Origin of the sequence: Streptomyces sp. SID8374, assembly GCF_009865135.1 — a bacterium.
Taxonomy (GTDB): domain Bacteria; phylum Actinomycetota; class Actinomycetes; order Streptomycetales; family Streptomycetaceae; genus Streptomyces.
Map to the genome: position 1 here is coordinate 3420481 of NZ_WWGH01000001.1, position 21835 is coordinate 3442315.

19 protein-coding genes are annotated in these 21835 nt (G+C 70.5%); 4 read left to right on the forward strand and 15 right to left on the reverse strand.

The genetic code is table 11. The features are described from left to right. Nucleotides 1–178: 178 nt before the first annotated feature. The 3 genes from GTY67_RS14965 to GTY67_RS34965 are packed head-to-tail and all read left to right on the forward strand — an operon-like array spanning nucleotide 179 to nucleotide 8443. Nucleotides 179–2122, forward strand: a complete 1944-nt coding sequence (locus GTY67_RS14965; protein ID WP_161279024.1) for a hypothetical protein — start codon at nucleotides 179–181, stop codon at nucleotides 2120–2122. Nucleotides 2123–2144: 22 nt separating this feature from the next. Next, nucleotides 2145–3074 (forward strand): hypothetical protein, encoded by a 930-nt coding sequence (locus GTY67_RS14970; protein ID WP_161279025.1) that lies wholly within the window; start codon nucleotides 2145–2147, stop codon nucleotides 3072–3074. Beyond that, on the forward strand, nucleotides 3071–8443 hold the full coding sequence (locus tag GTY67_RS34965; RefSeq protein WP_161279026.1) for a DEAD/DEAH box helicase: 5373 nt from the start codon (nucleotides 3071–3073) through the stop codon (nucleotides 8441–8443). The genes GTY67_RS14970 and GTY67_RS34965 overlap by 4 nt, the downstream gene beginning before the upstream one ends. Nucleotides 8444–8677: 234 nt before the next feature. On the opposite strand, the gene GTY67_RS34970 is transcribed toward GTY67_RS34965, so the two are convergent. Next, nucleotides 8678–8980 carry a DUF6444 domain-containing protein gene (locus GTY67_RS34970; protein ID WP_343238683.1) on the reverse strand — a complete coding sequence of 101 codons (303 nt, stop codon included), beginning with the start codon at nucleotides 8978–8980 and terminating at the stop codon, nucleotides 8678–8680. A gap of 240 nt (nucleotides 8981–9220) precedes the next feature. Here GTY67_RS34970 and GTY67_RS14980 point away from each other — a divergent pair, with 240 nt between their 5' ends. Next, the gene (locus tag GTY67_RS14980) at nucleotides 9221–9487 is read left to right on the forward strand and encodes a hypothetical protein (protein ID WP_141712254.1); all 267 of its coding nucleotides are present in this window, start codon (nucleotides 9221–9223) and stop codon (nucleotides 9485–9487) included. A 29-nt stretch (nucleotides 9488–9516) separates the two neighbouring features. On the opposite strand, the gene GTY67_RS35495 is transcribed toward GTY67_RS14980, so the two are convergent. From GTY67_RS35495 to GTY67_RS15045, 14 genes are all read right to left on the reverse strand, one after another. Then, the gene (locus tag GTY67_RS35495) at nucleotides 9517–9804 is read right to left on the reverse strand and encodes a hypothetical protein (protein ID WP_343238684.1); all 288 of its coding nucleotides are present in this window, start codon (nucleotides 9802–9804) and stop codon (nucleotides 9517–9519) included. Nucleotides 9805–10554: 750 nt separating this feature from the next. Continuing rightward, nucleotides 10555–11529: a serine/threonine-protein kinase gene (locus tag GTY67_RS35500; RefSeq protein WP_343238685.1), complete on the reverse strand. Its 975-nt coding sequence runs from the start codon at nucleotides 11527–11529 to the stop codon at nucleotides 10555–10557. 174 nt (nucleotides 11530–11703) lie between these two features. Then, entirely contained in the window at nucleotides 11704–12303 is a 600-nt protein-coding gene (locus GTY67_RS14990) for a 4'-phosphopantetheinyl transferase superfamily protein (RefSeq protein WP_161279027.1), read from the reverse strand. Nucleotides 12304–12350: 47 nt separating this feature from the next. After that, a complete protein-coding gene (locus tag GTY67_RS14995) occupies nucleotides 12351–13655 on the reverse strand; it encodes an MFS transporter (RefSeq protein ID WP_161279028.1) in 1305 nt (434 codons plus the stop codon). 51 nt (nucleotides 13656–13706) lie between these two features. Continuing rightward, nucleotides 13707–14771: a polysaccharide deacetylase family protein gene (locus GTY67_RS15000; RefSeq protein ID WP_161279029.1), complete on the reverse strand. Its 1065-nt coding sequence runs from the start codon at nucleotides 14769–14771 to the stop codon at nucleotides 13707–13709. After that, nucleotides 14768–16141 (reverse strand): condensation domain-containing protein, encoded by a 1374-nt coding sequence (locus GTY67_RS15005; protein WP_161279030.1) that lies wholly within the window; start codon nucleotides 16139–16141, stop codon nucleotides 14768–14770. Before GTY67_RS15005 ends, GTY67_RS15000 begins: the two co-directional genes overlap by 4 nt. A gap of 149 nt (nucleotides 16142–16290) precedes the next feature. Then, nucleotides 16291–17103 (reverse strand): hypothetical protein, encoded by an 813-nt coding sequence (locus tag GTY67_RS15010; RefSeq protein WP_161279031.1) that lies wholly within the window; start codon nucleotides 17101–17103, stop codon nucleotides 16291–16293. Further along, entirely contained in the window at nucleotides 17100–17492 is a 393-nt protein-coding gene (locus GTY67_RS34975) for an acyl carrier protein (RefSeq protein WP_237502619.1), read from the reverse strand. The genes GTY67_RS15010 and GTY67_RS34975 overlap by 4 nt, the downstream gene beginning before the upstream one ends. Then, complete coding sequence (locus GTY67_RS15020) at nucleotides 17492–18484, reverse strand: 3-oxoacyl-[acyl-carrier-protein] synthase III C-terminal domain-containing protein (RefSeq protein WP_161279032.1); 993 nt, start codon at nucleotides 18482–18484, stop codon at nucleotides 17492–17494. The genes GTY67_RS34975 and GTY67_RS15020 overlap by 1 nt, the downstream gene beginning before the upstream one ends. Continuing rightward, nucleotides 18481–19308: an SAM-dependent methyltransferase gene (locus GTY67_RS15025; protein WP_161279033.1), complete on the reverse strand. Its 828-nt coding sequence runs from the start codon at nucleotides 19306–19308 to the stop codon at nucleotides 18481–18483. The genes GTY67_RS15020 and GTY67_RS15025 overlap by 4 nt, the downstream gene beginning before the upstream one ends. A gap of 82 nt (nucleotides 19309–19390) precedes the next feature. Beyond that, the gene (locus GTY67_RS15030; protein WP_018514263.1) at nucleotides 19391–19624 is read right to left on the reverse strand and encodes a phosphopantetheine-binding protein; all 234 of its coding nucleotides are present in this window, start codon (nucleotides 19622–19624) and stop codon (nucleotides 19391–19393) included. Beyond that, complete coding sequence (locus GTY67_RS15035; RefSeq protein WP_093690247.1) at nucleotides 19621–20052, reverse strand: holo-ACP synthase; 432 nt, start codon at nucleotides 20050–20052, stop codon at nucleotides 19621–19623. The genes GTY67_RS15030 and GTY67_RS15035 overlap by 4 nt, the downstream gene beginning before the upstream one ends. Continuing rightward, a complete protein-coding gene (locus GTY67_RS15040) occupies nucleotides 20049–20948 on the reverse strand; it encodes a hypothetical protein (RefSeq protein WP_202461446.1) in 900 nt (299 codons plus the stop codon). Before GTY67_RS15040 ends, GTY67_RS15035 begins: the two co-directional genes overlap by 4 nt. Further along, entirely contained in the window at nucleotides 20945–21817 is an 873-nt protein-coding gene (locus GTY67_RS15045) for a diiron oxygenase (RefSeq protein ID WP_093690245.1), read from the reverse strand. Before GTY67_RS15045 ends, GTY67_RS15040 begins: the two co-directional genes overlap by 4 nt. Nucleotides 21818–21835: the final 18 nt, after the last annotated feature.

Consider the following 21835-nt stretch of genomic DNA (forward strand, 5'->3'; position numbering starts at 1 on the left):
GTGGGGGGCTGTTCATGCACGTGCGCAAGGTTGTTGTGCTGCCTGCGCGAAGCCGGGCGGCAGGTTCAGCCGCTGGGGCCAGCCCCCGTCACGGAGCAGGCCGATGAGTGCGCGGTCCGGCAATCACCCTCTGAGTTACTGGGCTGCATTCGAATGGTGGCAGGCCCGCCTGGCCAGTGTGTTCTTCGGCGAGCACCGGAGGGGTACTCCGGTCCTTTTCTTCATCGACAAAGCGGAGCTACTCACTCTCCGAGGGGAAGATGAGGTCGAAGAGCTCGGCACCGCAGTGAGCTCCGCACTCGCCTGGCACGGGAACCCGTACACGCCAGTCGTCGACCGCTGCCAAACCTGGAGGCTTGGGAAGCGCGAGGATCCACCCCCCTGCCTGCCGCTCCTCGCGGCGGCAGTCCTGGCAGCTGCAAACATGCGGCGGAACGAACGGGGAGCCGGGGCTCCCGCGTACTACGCGCGCCTCGCTGAAGTGCTCCAGCCCCCCTGGGGCGGAGATCGGCACCGGAAGCCACTTGAGAACTACTACAGCGCCGTCGTTGACCAGTGGGGCTACCTGGACGAATGGCTCCGGGAGCAGGCCGGGGGGCGTGGTCTCAGCACGATCAAAGAGAACCCCACGCCCCGGAAGATTGGCTACGCCCAGTCCCAGGCGCTGGTCAGGGCCTCCGATCACACGGCCCTGATCCGGTTCTTCCAGGCATCCCATGTGTCCCCCGGGCAGCCGACGGACGGTGCGTGGCTGCTGGAGAAGCTCAAGGGGTGGAGCGTCATCAACCCAAAGGGCCTGTCCCAGAGGCTTCGCCAGGCGCTTGATTCCCAGACCGAGAGCCGTCTCCTGGAGCCTTTGCTGGCCACGCTGCTGGAGGGCTGGGACGGGACGGCCGCGCACGGCTGTATCGACGGTGGCCTGCTCCCTGTGTCCCTGCGAGTGGTGCTCGAAGAGGACTTCATGGGGTGGGAGGTGCGCTGGCACGCGGAGGCCGTGGGCGGTGTGGCCCGCGACTCCCTCCAGCACCCCGGCGGAACGCTGGAACTCGCTTCGGGTGCCTCGGATCAGGCGTATGCGCTCTCAGGGGCGATACCTGTTGTGGCACAGGCTCTCCAGCACGGGTTCACCGCACGAGGGGCGAAGACGGCCGTACGGATCGAACGTGGCCGCGATGTCCTGGCCCTGCGCGAAGACCCGGTCGCCGGAGGCTGGACGGATACGGACGTACTAACCGTCTTCGAGCCCTACACATTCCTGTTCACCAAATCCGGCCAGAGTCGGCTTCAGAGGCTCCTGACTGATACGGGCCATCGGTGGTACCAGCCTGGAGCCGCCCCGCTTCAGGGCTGGCACATCACTCCCGAGCTGCAGTTCACCGACGAGTCGGTGCTGACAGCCGCTCTGTCACGATCCGGTATTCAGAACATCCGCCATGTCCCGGGCCACCGACTGAGCCTGCGCAACGGACTGCGCGTGCAGAAGGAATGGAACCACCGTTCGTTGTTCCTGCTGGGCGGGGAGCCCGATGTGATGGTCCCCCAGGAGTTCCGCGAGCCCGGACTGGTCACTCTGGACGGCCAGCCCCTGCTCGTCCCCGCCGACGGCCTGGTGGTGTTGCGCGGTAAAGACTTGGCTCCAGGCCGACACGTGCTCACCGCCGGCGGCGCGGAGGCTGACTTCTACCTGGAGCAGGGGGCGGAGCCACAGGCAGGCCATCCGGTTGGCTCTGCTTCCGGTACGCCCTCCGGCAGCGTTACGGTCCCGCTGGACGGAGACGCGCGCTTCCTTACGGCGCGGGGACACTTCCTCACTATCCGGCGTCCGCAGGAGCCCGCGTGGTGGAAGGATCGCGCCCCGGTCCTCGGTGGCGGCGGGACAGCACGCGTACCCGTCCCTCCCGAGGCCGTGTGGCTGGTGGTCATTTCCGAGACCGGAACACCTGCCGTCACGTTGCTGCGGTCACAGGATCCGGACTTCGGAACCCTGAGCCGGGCCGCCAAGGACTTCTGGAGCAAGATCGCTCTGTTCGGCCTGACAGGGTCCCCCCACGCCACCTTGTGGAAGCACTACAGGGAAGCCGCCCTGAGTCAGTTCCCGCGAGGGGGATTCACGCGTGTTTGAGCCGGACTTCTTCATTTCCTGGATGGCGGAGCAAGGCACCGGATCCCTTCGCACGCTCATCCGTGACGCGTCATGGGCCAGCGGCCACGAGAGGAAACCCGTCACCCAGTGGCTCAGCCGCATCGAGGCGCTCGGCATCGTCACCGTCAACTGGCGCGGCGACCAGTGGCGCACGAACCCCTGCGAGGTCACCGACCTGCCCGGGAACACCCAGACCGCCGTGCTCACCGGCGCCCGGCCCGCCGACCCGGACTTCTACAGGAAGCACGGGGCGGTGGCCATGCCGCAACAGCATGAGCGGTCCGGTATACCGCTGCCAGCGGCCCTGTGGCTGCAGTACACGGAGCCGTCCCGCCTCCACGAGTTCGCCGCAGGTGTCAGCGCTACGGTCGTCCCTTGCGCGGCTGAGTCTGCTTCCCGGTCCCTCAGCGCGTTCGCCCCGGGGACGGAGATGGCCCCACCGGCACCCGACAACGTGGCCGAACTGCTCGATCCCCTCACCGGCCGGTTCCGCCCCGTGGGTCTCCTCGGCCGCAGGCCCGTACCCGGCCTGTACAAGTACAAGCAGTTCGGCCGGATGGACCGCTACGCGCTCCTGCGCGAGCCTCCCCGCCAGGCGGCGCCGGGCCTCCATACCCGCGTCCCTCCCCCGGAGCGGACCTGGCATAGCGTCGACCGCAGGGTCGGCATCCACCACGCCCTCCGTCCGTCAGTACTCCCCCTGCGGTGGAAGGCTGATCATCCCGTTCGGGGGCAGGCAGGACGCAATGCTCTGGGACGCCTGACCGCCGATCGCAAGACTTCCCTGCCCTTGGCTCAGGAACGCACAGCCGTCCTATGCACAGGGCTCGCGAGCCTGCTTACGGCGAACACGGAGCACTACGACGGAGTCCCCTTCTTCATCGCCGAGCGCATCGCCCACACTCTGCACCGCCGCCTGGAGTCCGCATGAGCATGCCCCTGTCCGGCCTGGACGCCTTCGCCACCCACAAAGCCCTGGTCGACGCCTACCTGCGCTACTACGACACAGCCTTCCGGCTCCGCGACGACGCCCTCCAGGCCGAGCGCCGGGCCCTGCTCGATCAGCCCGGCGGTGTCTTCGCCGACCCGTTCGTCGAGCTCCGGCCCGAGTACGCCCTCACGGGGCACAACATCGCCGAGTCGGCCAAGGCCGCCGGTGCCCCCGCCGAACTGGCGGGATTCGCAGAGCGCGGGCTCTTCGAGGAGGGCATGCAGCTCTACACCCACCAGGAACGGGCTCTGGCGAGCACGATGGCCGCCGGGCGGAACGCGGTGATCACTGCGGGCACCGGATCCGGGAAGACCGAAGCGTTCCTTCTGCCTATTTTGGCCGATCTGCTGCGCGAGTCAGTGGATTGGAAGGGGGCCCCCGCCGTACTCAACCGGTGGTGGGAGCGGGCTTCTACGGACTACCGCCCGCAGCGGGAGGGCGAGACCGGGCACGCCCCTGCGGTCCGGGCGATGATCCTCTACCCGATGAACGCACTCGTCGACGACCAGCTCGTCAGGCTCAGGCGCGCCCTGGACAGCGACCTGGTCCGCGAGTGGCTTGAAGAGCACCGGCAGGGCCACCGCTTCTACTTCGGGCGCTTCACCGGCAGCACCCCCGTCACCGGAGGCCCGGACCAGCGCTTCGCCGTCGACGAGCTACGCACCTACCTAAAGACCACCGCCGCCCGCAGCGAGCGAGCCCGCAAGGCCGCCGAGGAGAGTGGCAAGGAGGACGTTCGCTACTTCGCCCCCCGCCTGGACGGAGCGGAGATGCGCAGCCGGTGGGACATGTACCACGCGTCCCCCGACATCTTGATCACGAACTACTCCATGCTCAACGTGATGCTCCAGCGCAGCCGCGACGAGGACTTCTTCCGCAGCACCGAACAGTGGCTGGACTCGTACGACGACGCCCGGTTCACCCTGGTGTTGGACGAGCTCCACATGTACCGCGGGACGCAGGGCACCGAGACCGCGTACCTGATCCGCAATCTCGTGCACCGGCTCGGCCTGAGCCGACGCCCCGAGAAGCTCCGCATCCTCGCCGCATCCGCCTCGCTGGACGAGACCCGCGATACGGACCGCCTCTTCCTCCAGGAGTTCTTCGCCGCGGACGAAGGCTCCTTCCACTTCATCCCCGGAGAGGCCGCGCCCCGCGCCCAGGGCCCCGAGAACATCTCTGCGGCGGCCGCCCAGCTGGCGGAGTACTCCCGTACGAAACCCGATCCAGTTGAGGCCGCCCAGCTGCTCGCCACGACCCGCGCGGCGGACGCGCTGGCCAGCGCGCTTGGCGCCGGATCGAGCGCGCCCTCCGTTCCGTCGATGGCCGCCGCCTCCCTAGCCAGGAAGCTCTTCCCTGCCAACAGCAAGGAGGAAGCCGACCTGGCCCTGCACGGCACGGCGACCGCCATCCGCGCTGCGGCGGCTGCCGGAGCCAGTAGTCTGCCCCGGATCCGTATCCACCTCTTCTTCCGCAACGTCGCGGGAATGTGGGCCTGCACTGACCGCCAGTGCCCTGAGGTTCCCACCCTGCTCATGCACTCCGAACGACTCGTCGGCAGGATCTACTCCGTCCCGCGCGCGTCCTGCGACTGCGGCGCCCGTGTCCTGGAGCTGCTCTACTGCCAGTCCTGCGGTGAGGCGATGTTCGGCGGCTATGCCCCTCAGAACGCCACCGGAGGCAATCTCTTCAATTCTGTCCTGCTCCCCGACAGCCCCGACCTCTCCCGGGTTCCCGACCAGACGGGCAAGGAGCGCACGGCGGCCAACTACGTCGTCTATTGGCCGTCCACGAAGCCCCAGCGCGCTGACGACGACGCCGAGTGGAGCGCGGACAAGGGCAGTGTCACCTTCGCCTTCCGGCGCAGCGTCTACGATCCGGCCAGCGGACACCTGCGCAACCGGGAAGCCGGTTTCACCGGCTGGACCTTCCACGTAAGCACTCCTGCAGACAAGAAGTCCGGCCAGTCCAGGCTCGCCCTCTCCTCCCTCCCGCCTTTCCCCACCCGCAGCCCCTGCTGCGGAGCCGACTGGGAGCGCCGCTACGCCAAGGACCGCACGCGCAGGCCCATCACGGACCCCGTACGGCTGACCTCGCCCGTACGGACGATGAGGACCGGTTTTGAGAAGATCAACCAGGTGCTGTCGGACGAGCTGGCTGAGCAGTTCACCGACCCCGCCGAACGCAAGCTGATCGTCTTCACCGACAGTCGGCAGGACGCCGCGAAGCTCTCTGCGGGCATGGAGCTGCGCCACTACCAGGACCTCGTCCGTCTCCTCGCCCTGGACGAACTCGGAAAGTCCGCCGCCATCGCCGAGGACGTCGCCGCCGTCCGTGATGCGGGAGGAGCACAGTCGCCAGACATTGCCGACGCCATCGAGCGCCTCCGCACGCGGAACAAGAACGATCTGAGTGCCCTGCGTCTGGCACTGATGGACGGCGACGAACACGCCGCAGCCGCAGCGGGAGAACGGCTCTCCTCCCCTCCGACGCTCGACTCCCTGGCCAAGGTGCACGTCAACACGCGCCTGCTCTCCCTAGGAGTCAACCCCGCCGGCCCAAAACCGAGTGTGCAGCGTGTCCAGAACCAGCCCTGGCACGAGCTCTTCGACTGGGAGCAGCAGCCTCCCGTACTCCAGGCGAACACCTCGGACGCGGCGCAGGCCGCCCTCAGCTCTGAAGACGGCCTCCTGGAGAACACCCTCGAAGCCTTGTTCTCCGGCGCTGGCCGCGACATCGAGTCGCTCGGCCTGGGCTCGGTCACCCCTGCGCCAGCCACACCGGACCGCGACGGCCTCGGCCGAGCGAGCCTTCGGATCCTCGCCGAACTTCGCCGCTTCACCAGTCTCCGCGAAGGCAGGGACAAGCCCCCGCCACGGCTCAAGGAATTCTGGGCAGGCGTCGCCGAACGTCAGGGCATGCATCCCGACGACGTACAGGCTGCGGCGGAAGCCGCCTGGGGCAGCGGCACCGTACGCGACTACCTCATCGACCCGAGGAAGACGGCTGTACAGCCCTCTCCTGGCCACTCCTGGACGTGCACCCACTGCGGACGCCGTCACCTCACGCCGAGCGCCGGAACCTGCACGCGGTGCCGCAGCCAGCTCCTCATCCATTCGGCGCCCGACGCAAACCCCGAGGCGAGCGACTACTACGCCTGGAAGGCCGCCAGCGGCCGCGCCGCCTTCCGCCTGAACTGCGCCGAGCTGACGGGGCAGACCGATCGCCTCGATGCCCAGTCACGCCAGGCCCGCTTTCAGCAGGTCTTCCTCAACGACCCGCCTGAGGTTCCGCTCGTGCACGGGATCGACCTTCTGTCGGTCACCACCACGATGGAAGCCGGCGTAGACATCGGGCCGCTCTCCGCAGTCCTGATGGCCAACATGCCGCCGAGCCGCTTCAACTACCAGCAGCGGGTCGGACGCGCGGGCCGCCGCTCCTCTCCCGTGGCGGCCGCCCTCACGGTCTGCCGGGGACGCAGCCACGACGAGCACTATTTCGCGAACCCGTCGTCCATCACCAACGACCCCACGCCCCCGCCCTATCTCACCCTCGAGCGTCCGGAGATCCTGGAACGCGCCATGGCCGCCGAGGTTCTGCGCCTCGCGTTCCGCAGCCTCGACACCCATGGCGGCTCGGGCAGCGTGCACGGCGAGTTCGGCAAGGCCAGGGACTGGGCTGCCGCCCTGCCTGACGTACGGGACTGGCTCGACCAGCAGAGCAGCGTTCTGGCCGCGACGGCACAGGCCCTCACCGCCTTCACCCCGCTCCAGTCCGCCGACCTCCTCGGAAGCCAGTGGCGGGAAAGGCTGCTGCGCCGCATCACCGAGGTGGCCGCTATGCCCGCAGGCGCCGAGGAGCTCAGCGAGCGGCTGGCGCATGCGGGCGTGCTGCCCATGTTCGGCTTCCCGACCCGCGTCCGGCAGCTCTACCTGGACGTCCCGCAGAAGAGGTTTCCGTGGCCGCCCGGCAACACCATCGACCGTGACATTGCCATGTCCGTCTCACAGTTCGCACCGGGCAGCGAGGTGGTCAAGGACGGCAAGGTTTACACCGTCACCGGCATCACCGATTTCGAGCCCCTGCCCAGGGGCGTGAGGCCCGTCGCGGAACCACTGGAACACCCCCGGGTCGTGGGCCTGTGCCGCGTCTGCAACCACGTCGAGAAGACGCCGTCCAGCAGCGAGGGCACCTGCCCGACCTGCGAGGCCGACGACTACGACGTCGTTGACCTGCGGGAACCCGCCGGGTTCCGGGCCAGTGCTCCGCGCGACTTCGACGGGGTCTTCGCCTGGACTCCGAACACGGTCTCGTCCCGGGCAGCCGCGAACCTCTTGACCCTCCGCTTCGCCTCCTGGGAGGAAGCACACGTCTACTCCGGACCGGGCGAGCGGTACATCATCAACGACAATAACGGCGACCTGTTCTCATTGCGCCGCGCAGCGGGCCCCTGGGGCGGGTACCTCGCCACAGGAATGAACACCGGCGACCAGCAGCAGGTGGCCCTGGGCGCCGTCCTGCCCACGGACTTCTTCTTCCTAGGCCCGGTCTCCGCTGTCGACGAGGCTCACAGCTACCGGCTCAACCTCACCCCTACTGCCCCCGCCTACGGCGGCGACATCAGCCAGGGCAGGCGGGCCGCCTGGTACTCGCTCGCGTTCCTCCTGCGCAGCGCTGCCGCCCAGTTCCTCGATGTCGGCCGACAGGAACTGCTGGCCGGAATCCACGCCGGACCGCACCCAGACGGCCCTGTCGCCTACGCCTTCCTGGCCGATGCCCTGGAGAACGGTGCGGGCTTCAGCACGCACCTCGGCAGCCCGCAGGTGATCGCCGAGTTCATGCAGGCCGTCCATACCTACCTGGACGCGCTGAGGCAGACCGAGCATGCGGGAATCTGCACTTCCTCGTGCCCCCGCTGCCTGCGCGACTACTCGAACATGGCCTACCACTCCCTACTCGACTGGCGGCTCGCCGGTGACCTGCTGACTGTCCTGTCAGGCGGTCTCGCCAGCACCTCCGCCGACCGCGCCCGCCGGTCCCTGACCGGCCTCCAGAAGATGTTGAAGGGCACCCTCCTCAACGGGGGCCTGCCCGGACTGGCCTTCGCTTCGGGCGGGGGCCTGCGCCACGCCGTGGTGGCGAAGCATCCGCTCCACATGTGCGAAATGGACGCGGTGAGCACCGACCTCCAGCCCGCGCTGGATGCCGCGCTTGAGTACACGCAAGACGCGGGTCGGATCGTCGTCGCAGACTGGTTCACCTTGGAGAAGAGCCCCATGCAGATCATCGAGCAGCTCCAGGGACTCTGAACGGTCCAGTTCCGGACATCATGCACGCAGCGGACGGGGGCGCCCCTCTCATCGGGGGAACCTCACTCGGTGCTAGGGGGTGTCTTGCCGATCACGCCGGGCTCGCGGGGTCTGGTGCCGCACCTCGCGGCGTTGTCGTCACTCGCCGACGCTCCGCGTCGACTCCCTCCTCCGCCTTGCGATGCACGGCACCAGACCCCGCTCCCTGATCCGGCCTGATCGGCAAGACACCCCCTAGTCGCCAGCCCCGGGCTGACGGCCCCTCTTGCGTCTGCTCCTGGGTGCCGCCTTCTTCTCCGGCCGCCCGAAATTTTCCGACGAGGGCGGCATCGAGGAGTTGGCCGAGTTGAGGCCAAGACGCCGCTCCACCTCCGACAGCCGCGCGGTCAACCGCTCATTGGCCACTGCCAACTCCTCGGATAGGGTGCTGTAGGAGTTCGACAAAGGAGCTTCCAGGTCACGTCGAGCCCGGTGCGACCGGTCTCGGTGGCCATTCGGTGGCCGGACGCCTTTGGACGCTGCATCACGGGGTGGCACCGGTCAACATGTTGGATGTGCTCTGATCAGGCAGAACATCACCGGGCAGCACGACGAGGCACCACGCAACACGATCGCTCATGGTCTCGTAATGCGTAGGTCTCGGGTTCGAATCCCGAAGGCGGCTCAGAAAAACCCCAGGTCACATAACCCGTGACCTGGGGTTTTCTGCTGTCCAGGGGCTTGACCTGTCAGTGGTCCCGCCCGGAAGCCCTGGTCGTGGCCAAGGAGCAGGTAATCATGCTGCTAGCAGTGGCTGCCGGAGTCGCCGTGGGCGCCTTCGCCGTCGTGGCCGTCGTCACCGGACGACGGAACCGAAAGACCCGTGACGACTTCACGAAGCAGTTCCGTACGCAGGAAGAATTCCGCAAAGCAGTGGCGGCGGACGGCGACCGGATCAGGTCCGTACGCGAGACGCAGAGCGAGATGGCCGCGATCAAGGCCGTACGGGATGAATTCCCCGGCGCCCCCCTTCGGCAGGTCATCCAGGTCGTCCGCGCCCTCTGAGCCCGGTGCCCGACGGCGCGGCTGCTCTTTCAGGCCCGGTTGTAGTGGTAGCCGCTGCCGTGGGCCGGGCCTACGTCGTGCAGGATGCCGGAGCCGGCGACGGTGTAGAAGGACGGGCCCCCGTCGCGGCACATCCCGGTGGAGCGCGCCTTGTCCACGGTGGCGGCACCGACGTTGATGCGCTGCCCGCCGTTCGCCACGGAGGTCAGCTTCGCCGCGTACTCGCAGTGCCCCGTGCCCTGTACGTCGGCGACGAGGGTCACCGCGATCTGTCCCGGGGAGACCCGGCGGATGACCACGGTGTGGGGCTGGAGCACGTCGTACTGCGAGGCGATGGTCCAGGTCCCGACGAAGCGCTGCGGTACGAGGTTGTCCTGGACCGGGGGGGGGGCCGGGGTCCGTGGCGGGAGGCTTGGGCGCGGTTCCGGAGCCGCCCGCCCCGGATCCCGAACCGGAGCCTGAGCCTGAGCCTGAGCCGCCGTTGCCGGACGAGCCTGAGCCTGGCTGGGTGCCGCCGCCTCCGTCGGGCTGGGAGAAGCCCGTGCCGCCCGCGCCCTCCGAGCCAGCTGAGGCCGCGCCGCCGGAGGCCTCGGTGGCGCCCGTGTCGTCGCCCTTGCCCTTCTCCTTTCCCTGCTCCCTGTCCTTCGCCTGCTCCTCGTTCCCGGGCCTATCGCCGCCGGTGGGGTCTGCGAAGGGCGGGGCGGAAGGCGCGGCCGCGTCGGTCTCCCGGGGGTCCGTGCCGCCGCCGGGGCTGTGCTGGAGGAAGGCGACGGTGGAGCCGGTGGCCAGCACGGCGAGCGCCGCGGCCGCCACGACCCAGGTACGGCGACGGCGGGGTGGGGCCTGGCCGTCCGACTCGCTCGCGGAGACGACGGGGGCGGGCGTGGGCTTGGGTTTGGGGATCGGTGCCGCTTCCGGGGCGGGACCCGCTGCGGGTGCGGATTCCGGGGCAGCCTCAGGAACAGCCGACGGTACGGGCACAGGTTCCGGCCCAACCTCAGCTACGGGTACGAGCTCCGGCTCAACCTCAGCTACGGGTACGGCTTCCGGCTCAGCCTCAGGCACCCTCACGGCTCCCGGCTCAACCCCCCTACGGCAACAGATCCCGCCGCCACCGCAGCCTCGGTCTCCCCCCTCGGCACATCCGCGTCCAGCAGCACCGCCGCCTGTCGCGCCAGGCGGGCCAGGAGCTGCGGTGGCAGCCACGCCCCGGCGCGCAGCGTGGCGCCCGGGCTCTCCGACGTACCGGCATCCGCCAACAGCGCTTCCACGCCCGGACGTTCAGCAGCCTTCTTGGTTAGGCAGCGGCCCATCAGTTCGCGTAGCCGGGCGTCGCCCACCCGGGTGAGGTCCGGTGCGGACTCGACGATCCGGTACATCACGGCGTGCTGGTTGCTCGCCCCGTTCCCGAACGGCAGCTGCCCCGTGGCCGCGTACACCAGTACGCAGCCGAGCGCGAAGACGTCCGCCCCCGTACCGGTCTCCTCGCCGAGGATCTGCTCGGGCGCCATGAAACCGGGCGAGCCGATGACCATGCCGGTGCTGGTGAGCAGCGACTCGACGGAGACCTGGAGTGCGCGGGCGATGCCGAAGTCGATGACGCGGGGGCCGTCGACGGTGAGCAGGACGTTGGAGGGCTTCAGGTCGCGGTGCACGATTCCGGCGGCGTGGATGCCGCGCAGCGCCCGCAACAGGCCTTCGGCCAGGGCGTGTACGGACTCGGCGGGGAGCGGGCCGTGTTCCCGTACGGCCTGTTCCAACGAGGGTCCGGGCGCATAGCCGGTGGCCACCCACGGGTGGTCGGCGTCCGGGTCCGCGTCCAGGACGGGGGCGGTGTAGCGGCCGCCGACGCGGCGGGCCGCCTCGATCTCGCGGCGGAAGCGGGCCCGGAACTCCCCGTTGGAGATGTGCTCCTCGTGGACGACCTTCACCGCGACCGTCCGGCCGCCCGCCGAACGGGCCAGATAGACCCGGCCCGTGCCGCCCGCGCCGAGTCGGCCGAGGAGCGGGCAGGGCCCGATCCGTTCCGGATCGCCGGCCACGAGGGGGCGGGCGTATGCCCTCCATCGCCGTGTACCGCTCGCCGTCGTGCTGTTCCCTGTTGCCGCTCATGCCGCCCGATCCCCCGACGCGCCCGTACCCCTGCGAGCATTCGCGCTCGGCTCAGGACAGAAGCCGCACCCGGCGGGCGGCGCAGGGGCCGGTGGTCCGACGGCTCAACTGCACGCCGCCAAGCGCTCGTTCCAGGCGCAGCCGACCGGGACCGGCTCGCCCTCACGTGGGGCGCGCCAGCTCACCCTCCCCCAGGCGCCCGCCTGTTGGCCGAGAGCCACCGGGACGCTCCAGGGGCGGCCGGAGAGCCCGCGACCCACCGTCTTCACGCACGCCTCCTGGACCGTGAAGATCCAGGCGAACTCGCTTCGGCGCCGGTTCTCGGGCATCGCGGCGAGCGCCTCGGCGTCCGCACGCGAACAGCACAGGCGCAGCAGCCGGTCGGAGGCGCGGACCGGGGTCTGTACGTCGACGCCGACGTCACGGTCCCGGCCGACCGCCGCGGCGACCCAGCCGGAGGAGTGCGAAAGGCTCACGCCCAGGTCGGGCCGGGCGGGCAGGTAGGGCCGGCCGCTCGGGTGTGCGGCAACCGGCCCGCCCTCCAGGTCCGCGCCGACCTCCCGCAGCAGGGCGCGCAGCAGGGTCCGCGCAGCGGCGTACTCCTCCGCACGCCACGGCGGCAACCGCGATGCCGCCGCCCGGTCCCGCACCGCGACGGGCAGCGCGCCCAGCACCTCCTCACTCCGGCCGACGGCGTAGTGCACGCCCTCGGCAGCCGTACGCCACCGGAACGGGCAGGCTCCGACGGTGTTCAGAGCCGGTCCGGCACCCGGCGCAGTTCGCGGATCGGGCGGGCTATCAGGAGCGCGGAGGCGGTGAGGAAGGAGACCACGACACCCACCATGAGCACCGTCTTCGTGGAGAACAGGCCGACCGCCGGGCCGGCCAGTGCGCTGCCGATGGGGTACATGCCGACGGAGCCCGCGACCTCGTACGCGTGGATGCGGTTGAGCATCTCGCCCGGCACCTGGGTCTGCACGCTGGTGGACCACATGACGCCCCAGATGCCGATGCCGGTCCCGACCGCGACCTGGGCGGCGATGAGCATCCAGACCGGCCAGCCGAGCACGATGCCCAGCGGGTAGAGGGGGTACGCCATCATCGCCACCGCCCCTGCGGCGAGCGGCCGTTCGGGCTTGTAGCGGATGGCCAGCAGACCGCCGATGATGGTTCCGGCGCCCAAGGCGGCGTTGACCAGGCCGAAGGCGCGGGCGCCGTGTTCGGGGACGATCACCCCCGCGGCCAGGGAGAGTTGGGGGCCCCAGGCGAGCACCGCGTAGAACATCCAGATCACGATGACGCCCCACAGCCAGCTGCGGGCCCAGAACTCCCGCCAGCCGACCGCCAGGTTGTGCCACATGGACTCGCCGGCCGGCGGGGCGGGCACCACGCCGAGCTTGAGCACGAACAGGCAGAGGGCGCTGGTCCCGTAGGCGACGGCGGAGATCACCATCACCCAGCCGGTGGACCCGAATCCGACCAGGGTTCCGGCCAGCGCCGGGCCGCCGAGACCGGTGATCGCCTCCGACGTACGCAGGATGCCGTTGGCGCCCTGCACGTCCCGCGAGACCAGCGGGACGGTCGAGGCGGCGCCCGGCTGGAAGAGCGCGTTCGCGGTACCGGCGACCACCAACAGCGCGTACAGCTGCCAGAGATGGTCGATGCCGTGGATGAAGAGGAGGGCCAGCAGGACGTGGGCGACCAGGTTCGCCAGGTCGGCGAGGATCATCATCCGGCGGGCGGTGAACCGGTCGGCCAGCACCCCGCCGAACAGCACCAGACCGGCGAACGGGGCGACCAGGAAGGCCATCGAGTAGCCCGCGGTCTCCAGCCCGTACCCGTCGATGAGCAGACCGGCGGCGACGGCGACCGGCAGCATGGCCCAGCTGAGGAGGCCCGCGCTGCGGCCGACGAAGTAGAACTTGAAGTTACGGGACCAGATCGCCGGCTCCCCCGCCGACGGGCCGCCACCGGACCCGCCGGGGCCGTCCTTCGTCGGCGGTGGCGGGGGCGGTGGCGATTCCGCCGTGGCGTGCTCTGCCAAGCGCTCTTCCATGGCCGTTCATATCCTTCGGTCGTTGATCGGGGTCTTGGGTCGGAAGGTCGTTCAGGTGCCGTCGGCGGGACCGGGCCCGCCCGGGGCCGCCAGGTCGCCCACCGTGACCAGTTCCAGGCCGCGTTCGAGCAGGCCCTCGATGATCGACGGGAGCACCTGTACGGTCTGGGCCCGGTCGCCGGCGCCCTCGTGCATCAGCACCACCGAGCCCGGCCCGGCACCCTCCAGGACGGTCGCGGCGATCTGTTCGGGCCCCGGCCTCGACCAGTCGCGGGCGTCCACGTCCCACATGGTCACGGTGGCCGGATGCCCGTCGAGGGCGGCCAGGACCTCGGGGGTGAGGGACCCGTACGGCGGCCGGAACCAGGCCGGGGCCTCGCCCGTTCCGTTCAGCCGGGCCAACTCCTCTGCCGTACGGTCGAGTTGGTCACGCAGCTCCTGCGGTGACAGGTCGGGCAGGAACGGGTGCGACCACGAGTGGTTGCCCAACTCGTGGCCTGAAGCGGCGATCCGGCGTACCTCGTCGGGCAGCGCCACGACATGGTGGCCGACACAGAAGAACGTCGCGCGGGCCCCGTACCGCCCCAGGATCTCCACCACCTGGCGGGTGAACACCGGGTCGGGCCCGTCGTCGAAGGTGAGCGCGACCCGCCGGTCGTCCCGGCGGCCGTGGTCGAAGCAGCGCCCGGCCGCCGTCAGCGCCGCCCGGCCCGGCTCCCCACGCCGTACGCCCTCGAAATACTCCTCGGCGCGGCCGGCCAGCGTGCCGCTCTCGGCGGTCACCCGGGCCAGCGCACCAGGGGCGGTCCGGGCCTGCTCCGCGAGCTGTACGGCGGTGACGGAGCCGAACCGGGGGCGCGGCGGCAGCAGCCAGGGGTCCGCGCGGTACACCTCCAGACCGGCCGCCGTCATCGGGCCGTCAAGGAGCCCGTTGGTGCTGTCCAGGACCACGGCCGGGGCCTCGCCGTCGCCCAACCCCCGCAGCCAGGCGATCAGTTCGGCGACCCGGCCGCCGCTCCAGCTGCTCGGCTCGGCCACCCGGCGTCCCGCGTCGTCCAGGACCTCGACCCGGTAGCCCGTCTCCGTCCAGGCGATGCCCGCGTACCGCTTGCTCATCGGCCCTCCAGCGCGATCGCCTTGTCCACGATCAGCCGCTCGGCCCCGCGGAGGAAGCGCTCCATCCCCGTACGGCTGATGACGGCCGGGTCGGCGGTCATGGCCAGGTCCAGGGCGCCCGGGGCGGTCAGCGCGTCCACCGCGATCGAGACGTTCTTCCGGGGCAGGAACTCGGTCGGCCAGCGCAGCTCGGTCCGGCCGGTCAGCTCGCTCAGCGGGACATCCGGCCGCTCCACGGTGTCGAACGGGGTGACGGCCGGGTCACGGGTGTCGTTCCACCAGTACGAGTGGTCGGCGGCCGCCTCCTTCTCGATCAGCCCCGCCACCTCGCGGTCCAGCGCCCACTTGTCGTACGCGGCATGGCGGAACGCGCTGAACGCGACGGACCGGGTCCGCCGCACCGCGTCCTCGAAGTCCCGGTCCGCGTCGGTGAGCCGGAACAGCGCCTCCTGCGCCACCGTGGAGACCGCGGCGGCGGCGGCCGGCTGGAACCGGTTGCCCACCACCACCTGGAGGAGCACCTCGCTGCTCCCCGACGACAGCGCCAGCTGGTGGGAGACCGCGCCCAGCAGCACGGCGGCATCGCTCACCCCGAACTCCTCGGCCACCCGCCCGACGGCCACCGCCAGCGCGGGCGAGCGCAGCAGCGCGTTGGGGAAGCGCCGGGCCGGGTCGCCCGCGAGTTCCGGGGCGGCGGGGTTCCGGAAGATCTGCCGGGGGCCGGCCGTCAGCTGGTCGACCCAGTAGCGGCGGGCCGCCTCGTCGCGGCGGCGGCCCAGCGGGGACGCCTGGACCTCGGCGGCCTCCAGGGGCTGGAGGGCGGGGCGGGATTCGCGCAGCGACGCGGCGGTCGCGCCCGCCTGGACCGCCTCCAGGTCGCGGAGCAGCCGGCCCAGACCCCAGTAGTCCATCCCGGTGTGGGCGCCGACCAGCACCAACCGGTGGACCAGGCCGCCGCTCTCCACCAGGCCGACCCGCAGGGGCCACTCCCGGGTGTGGTCGAAGGAGCGCCCGGCCAGCTGCCCCAGCAGGGCGGCGCTCACCTCCGGGGCCAGCTCCGCCGAGCTCGTACGCAGCTCCACGGGAAGATCACCGCTGCCGTCCACGACCTGCTCCAGACCGTCCTCGCCGTGCGGCAGGAAGCGGGTGTGCAGGCTGTCGTGGAGCAGGAGCAGCTCCTTGAGGTCCGCGAGCACACGCGCGATCGGGCGTGGCGGGGAGACGGGGAGTTCGACCGGCAGGTTGTACCGGGGGGCGTCGTCGCCGAGCCGGGACACGACCCCCCAGATCGCCCGCTGCCCCCAGGTCGCCGGGCCGCTCCCGGCTCTCGCGGAGTCCAGCCTGATGGTCGGGTCCTCGGCCGTCGTCATCGTCTTCCCGCCTTCCTTTCCCTTGCCTCGTCTGCCTCGTCGATGTCCGTGGTGGCGCGCTGCGGTGGTGGTTCTCTGCTGGGGCTCTCTGCCCTGGCTTTCTGCTGGGGCCGGGCCGGACGCCTCGCCGCGTCCGGCCCGTACACCCCCTAGGCGGCGGTGGCGGCGAAGAGCGCCACATGCGTGCGGCCGGAGCGCGGGTCCGTGTCGCACAGCACGATCCGCCGGTACGCGCGCTGCCACTCCTGCCAGTGGTCGGCCAGCTCCAGCCAGAGGCTGGTGCAGTAGCTGCCCGGGGCCACCCGGTGCACCGCGCCATGGGCGGGCACGTCCCCGGTGACCCAGGGGCCGAGGACCAGCAGCGTCCCGTCCTCCTCCCCCTCCCCCAGCTCCCGGCCGAGGGCGGCCGCCGCCGAACCGGCCGCGTGCGCCCGTACGAACCGCAGCCCGTCGCCGGTGGAGGCGCCGAGGACCAGGGCCGCCGCCGAGTCGGTCAGCGGGGTCTCCTGCGGGAGCGGGAACGGCGTCGGCAGGGTGGTCTGCTCCAGCACCGCGATCACCACCTCCGCCGCCCGACCCGAGCGGTGGTACGCCGAGGCGATCCGCAGCGCGGTGAAGGGCGCGGCCAGACCCTGCTGGCCGATCGCGAAGTTGACCGCCCGGCCGCCGAGTTGCTCGGTCAGGTGCGGGGCGACGGCGGTGAACGGCACCACGTCCGGCAGGGCGTGGGCGACGACCGCCAGCTCCGGCCGACTCCCGCCGACGCCCTCGTGGGCGACCAGCAGGTCCACCAGGTCGCGGTGGTGGACGTGCGGGCCACGGCTCAGCAGCTCCTCGTCCGGCTTCTCGCCGAAAGGGGTGAGCAGATCGCGGAAGTAGTCGAGAGCGGCCGGGACGCCTTCCGGTGTCCGCCCCTGCGGCGAGCGCACCGAGGCGGCGGCCCGGAGGGTGAGCCCGCTCATGACGCCCCCTCTCCGGCGCGGCCCGCGTCTGCCGCGCCTGCCGTGTCGCCCGCGCCGCCGACGCCTGCCGTGCTCCCCGCGCTTCCCGTGCTTGCCGGGCCTCCCCCGTCGACCCCGCCTCCCGCATCCCCCGCACCTTCCGCGCGGATCGCGGCCTCCACGTAATCGGCGAAGGACCCGAGCGTCCGCAGATCGTCGATGTCCAGCCCCTCCGGATCGACCGAGATCCCGGTCGCCTCCTCGACGCTCATCAGCATCCCCAGCACAGCGATCGAGGTGAGCTGAAGCTCGTCGAAGAGCGCGGTCTCCTCCGTGAGCCCGCTGATCGGCCGCTCCAGCACCTCGCTCAGGGCCTTCTCGATGGTCAGCAACAATTCCTGACGTTCCATCAGGCACCGCCTCCCACACGGTGGGTGATCACCATCGCGCCGAAGGTGGCGCCCAGGCCGACGGAGACCAGCAGATAGTGGGCGCCGTCGGCCAGGCGGCCCTCGTCGCGCAGGGTGGTGTAGTTGACGAAGACGTCCGAGGCGTAGGTGTGGCTGAAGCGCGGAACGTTGTCCAGGAACACCTTCTCCGGCTCCACCTCCAGCTCCTTGACGGTCTGCCGCCACGCCAGCTTGTTGACGTTGTGCGGGATCACCAGGTCGACCTCGTCGAGGGTCAACTCCGCTTCCGCCAGGGCCTCGTGGATGACGTCGGCGATCCTGCGGCCGTACTGCTCCCCGAACTCGGTGTTCTGCTCGGGGGTCAGCTCCAGCCACTGCGCGTACTCGCCGAGGGTCCGGATGGCGAAGGACCTGACCACATCGCCCTCGCCGTCCAGGGTGATCAGGCAGGAGGCCGCGGCATCCGCCATGATCGAGGTGTTGGGGATGTGCTGGACCATCGGCGAGTACGCCTGCTCGCCGGTGACCATCAAGGCGTACGCGCCCTCCTCACCCTCCGCGCGCAGCAGCTCGCCGAGCACCTCGATGGCGCCCAGACTGCTGACGCACGCCTGGTGGCTGAAGCCGAAGGCCTCCGCGTGGGGCAGCCCGAGGTCCTGGCCGACCATCTGGGCGATGTCCACGTCGGGCGGGGCCACCGCCTGGGTGGTGTGCGCGTACGCCAGGTAGTCGACCCGGCCGTCCGCAGGCAGGGCGTCCAGGGCGGCGCGGGCGGCGGGCCGCAGCAGGTCCAGGAGTGGAAGCTCGGGGTCGAAGCGGAGGGTGTCCAGTCCGTAGAACTTGCGGAACACCCCGAGCTGGGCCCGGTGCAGGCCCAGCCGCTCGCCCAACTCCTCGATCCGTACGCTGCGTTCGGGCAGGTACGACTCGATCCGCTCCAGGGTGACCCGGCGGCCGTCGGTCACCTGCCGATCGGCGGTCGCGCCGCTCATCCGCCGGTCACGACCTCGGCGCGGACCAGCCACAGCCGGTTGGCCCCACGACGTCCCCTCGGCTGGACCTCGTACGGCCAGCGGCCCTCGCCCGCGCCGGGCTGGCCGGGCTCGCGCAGGTCGGTGGTCTTCCAGCCGTGCTCGGCCACGAACTGCTCGGGCTCGTCGGTGCCGAAGAGCCACGGTGTGTCGTCGGCCGCGAGCGCGTCCAGGAAGCGCTTCGAGAACGGGCTGCGCAGCATGGCGCGCCCGAGCAGGTCGAAGGCCAGGTGGCTGCCGGGGGCCGAGGCGGAGGCGAGCAGCCGCAGCAGCCCGCCCGCCTGCTCCTCGGTGAGGAAGAAGGTCAGCCCCTCGGCGACCCACAGGGTCGGCCGGGTGCGGTCGAACCCGGCGGCCTCCAGAGCGGGCAGCCACTCCTTCGTCAGGTCGGCGGAGACCTCGCGTCGGTCGGTGCGCGGCTCGGCCCCCAGGGCGTCCAGCCGACGGCGCTTCTCCTCGATCAGCGGGCCGTGGTCGACCTCGTAGAGCTCGGTGCCGTCCGGCCAGTCGAGGCGGAACGCACGGGTGTCCATGCCCGCCGCGATCAGCACGACCTGCTGGATCCCGCCCGCGCCGACGATGTCCTTGATGGCGTCGTCCAGGAACCGGGTCCGGATGGAGATGAACTGGAGCACGCCGCCGCCGACGTACCGGTCGATCAGTTCGAAGCCCCTGGGCGCGGCCAGGTCGCGGGCGAGCGGGTCGACGAACAGGGCGTCCTCCCGCTCGGACTCCTGTGCGCGGGCCGCGGCCATCCATTGGGCGGTGTACGAGACTGCATCCATGGTGAAGACCCCTCCTCGGGATCGGTCGAATCCTCGGGACCGTGCGCGTCCTCGAAACCGTGCGCATCCTCGGGATTCGGGATCAGGCGAAGAACGCCTTCTCGATGGTCGCGAGGGTCTGGAAGTCCTCGATGTCGATGGTGTCGAAGTCGATCTCGACGCCCGCCGCGTCCTCGATGGTGTAGACGAGCTCCACGAAGGCGAGCGAGTCGACGAGCCGGCTCTCGATGAGGTCGACGTCGGCGGCGAGTTCGGTGCGCTCGGGGTGACGGCCGAGGATCCAGTCCCGGACCTTGTCGATACCTGCGGAACTCATGGCATTCCCTTCGAAGTCACGGATGCGGCGAGATGGGGTGGGCGTGAGGCGGTGGCCGCCGCGACGGCGATCGCGAAGCCGGCGTCGTGGCTGATGGAGACGTCGATCGGGCCGAGTCCGGCGTGCTGCGCCAACTCGGCCGCCGCGCCCGAGAGCCGGACGCCGGGCCGGCCGCCGGGCCCGCGCAGGACCTCGATGGCCTGCCAGGGGACCGGCCGTCCGACCGCCCCGAGAAGCTTGAAGACGGCCTCCTTGGCTGCCAGCCGCCCGGCGATCCCGGCCCGGTCGGGCTCCCCGTCCGGGGTCCGGGAGGCGGCCAGTTCGTCGGCGGAGAGGAACCGCCTGAGCACCGGCCCGATCCCGGGGTCCAGCAGTTCGCCGACCCGGGCGAGCGGCACGAGGTCGACGCCGATCAGGGGCTGGCTCACGGCGGACCGGCGGCGGGTGCGGAGGCCGGTTCGGAGCCGGGCGCGGCGGTCCGTACGGCGGCCAGCGCGGTGTCGAGGTCCCCGTCGAAGTGCTCGGTGAGGACCGCGAGCCAGCGCTCCAGGCCGAAGGCGACGCAGGAGGTGTAGGCGTGCTCGCCGGACTCCAGCCGGATGGAGCACCGCTCGCCGAAGAAATTGCGGTGGGTGTTGACCGAGGCGATGGCCAGATCGCCGTACTGGAACTCGTACTTGACCGGGCTGAGCTTCTGCATCAGCGCGCGCCCGTTGTCGTTGCGGAAGAACGGGTCGCCGGCCGCCTCCCGGCCCAGGTCGATGCCGAGCGATCCGGCGAAGGCCTGGATCCGCCCGGTGAAGCGGGCCAGCACCTCCTGGGTGTGGTCGAAGCTGCCGAGGGCGACGATCTCGCGCATCTGGAAGCTGGCGAGGCGGCGCAGCCCGCTGTAGTGGTCCTCGTTGCGGAAGCAGCGGTTGACCAGGGTCACCAGCGAGTCGTCGGAGACCTGCCCGCCCTCGTGGAAGAGGTACGCGCCGTAGCAGGTGGCGTGCGGCAGCCCGTACCGCGCCTCGGTGACGGCACCCGGGCCGAACTTCCCCTCCACCGGCTTGAACTGATCATCAGTCAGGTCCAGTGAACCGGCCACCCAGGCGAGGTGGGGGAAGTTGGTGTAGACATCGAACTTCTCCAGGTCGGTCACCGGGAAGAGCGGCGGGGCGCTGATCTCCTCTGCGCCGTCCCCCAGCCCCCAGCCGGTGAAGACCCGGTCGAGTTCCCTGACGAGCGCGGTGGCCCTCGGCCCCAGGATGGCCAGGGCGGACTCGCCGTCGCTGCCGGTCAGCCGGGTGGGACGGGCCGTCGGACGGGTCGGGCCGGTCATCGGATGAGTCCCGTCTTCTCGAGGTACTTGGCGGTCTTGCGGAAGGTGCGCAGCTCGGCCTCGGCGCGGGCCGGCGACTCCAGCAGGGACCGGCGCAGCTCGTGGGGGCGTTCGATGCCCGCGTCGCGGTAGACCTGGGGGTGGTAGAGGGATTCGAAGCTGTGCCGCATGTAGCGGCGCAGATACGTGGAGACCTCGTCCAGCTCCTGCTCGGTGGCGGTCTCCTTGAGGTCCTGGTGCAGCAGGTTGACCAGTTCGCGGCCGAAGGCGATGTGCCGGGACTCGTCCTGGTGGTGGATCCGGTTGATGCCGCGGATCGTCTCGTGCAGCCGCTCGTCCTCGGCCATCGCCGAGTTGAAGTGGTCGACCAGCTCCTCGAAGATCAGGATGCGGGCGAAGACCAGCAGGCTCTGCACCTTGTCCGAGGGGGCGGCCGTCTCCGCGCCGCCGGCGGGCTGCCGGTAGATCTTCTTTCCGTAGCGGAGGCAGAATTCGGCGAAGAACCACATGTGCTCGTTCTCCTCACCGATGAAATGGTGGAAGAACTCCGAAGGCGTTTCGAAACCGGCGGTGTGGATCCGGTTGACGACCTCGACGAGCAGTTCCCGGATACCGTGGACATTCAGGCTGTAGAAATTGATGCTCTCGTGCTTGGACAGCGTGTGGAGCTGCTCGGGCGTGAGCTTCTCGGCCCACTCCGTCCCGTACGTGGTGGTGAGCTCGGGGCTCATCCACCACATGTCCTCGGGGAGCCGGTCCGGCCACTCGAAGAGCCGGTACGGGTTGTAGTAGTCGTCGATCGACTTGGTGGCGAGCCGGTCCAGGATTCCCCGAAACCGGTCGTTCCGGTCGATCACGTCGCTGACCATCGAGTGATTCCTCCGTTC

Bases quoted from the DNA above. Each gene is read 5' to 3' on its own strand.
- GTY67_RS14995 (WP_161279028.1), bottom strand. From the start codon at position 13,655: ATGGAAGAGCGCTTGGCAGAGCACGCCACGGCGGAATCGCCACCGCCC.
- GTY67_RS14980 (WP_141712254.1), top strand. From the start codon at position 9,221: ATGCTGCTAGCAGTGGCTGCCGGAGTCGCCGTGGGCGCCTTCGCCGTC.
- GTY67_RS15005 (WP_161279030.1), bottom strand. From the start codon at position 16,141: ATGACGACGGCCGAGGACCCGACCATCAGGCTGGACTCCGCGAGAGCC.
- GTY67_RS15000 (WP_161279029.1), bottom strand. From the start codon at position 14,771: ATGAGCAAGCGGTACGCGGGCATCGCCTGGACGGAGACGGGCTACCGG.
- GTY67_RS15020 (WP_161279032.1), bottom strand. From the start codon at position 18,484: ATGAGCGGCGCGACCGCCGATCGGCAGGTGACCGACGGCCGCCGGGTC.
- GTY67_RS15030 (WP_018514263.1), bottom strand. From the start codon at position 19,624: ATGAGTTCCGCAGGTATCGACAAGGTCCGGGACTGGATCCTCGGCCGT.
- GTY67_RS14970 (WP_161279025.1), top strand. From the start codon at position 2,145: ATGGCGGAGCAAGGCACCGGATCCCTTCGCACGCTCATCCGTGACGCG.
- GTY67_RS15045 (WP_093690245.1), bottom strand. From the start codon at position 21,817: ATGGTCAGCGACGTGATCGACCGGAACGACCGGTTTCGGGGAATCCTG.
- GTY67_RS15025 (WP_161279033.1), bottom strand. From the start codon at position 19,308: ATGGATGCAGTCTCGTACACCGCCCAATGGATGGCCGCGGCCCGCGCA.
- GTY67_RS15010 (WP_161279031.1), bottom strand. From the start codon at position 17,103: ATGAGCGGGCTCACCCTCCGGGCCGCCGCCTCGGTGCGCTCGCCGCAG.
- GTY67_RS34965 (WP_161279026.1), top strand. From the start codon at position 3,071: ATGAGCATGCCCCTGTCCGGCCTGGACGCCTTCGCCACCCACAAAGCC.
- GTY67_RS34975 (WP_237502619.1), bottom strand. From the start codon at position 17,492: ATGGAACGTCAGGAATTGTTGCTGACCATCGAGAAGGCCCTGAGCGAG.
- GTY67_RS15040 (WP_202461446.1), bottom strand. From the start codon at position 20,948: ATGACCGGCCCGACCCGTCCGACGGCCCGTCCCACCCGGCTGACCGGC.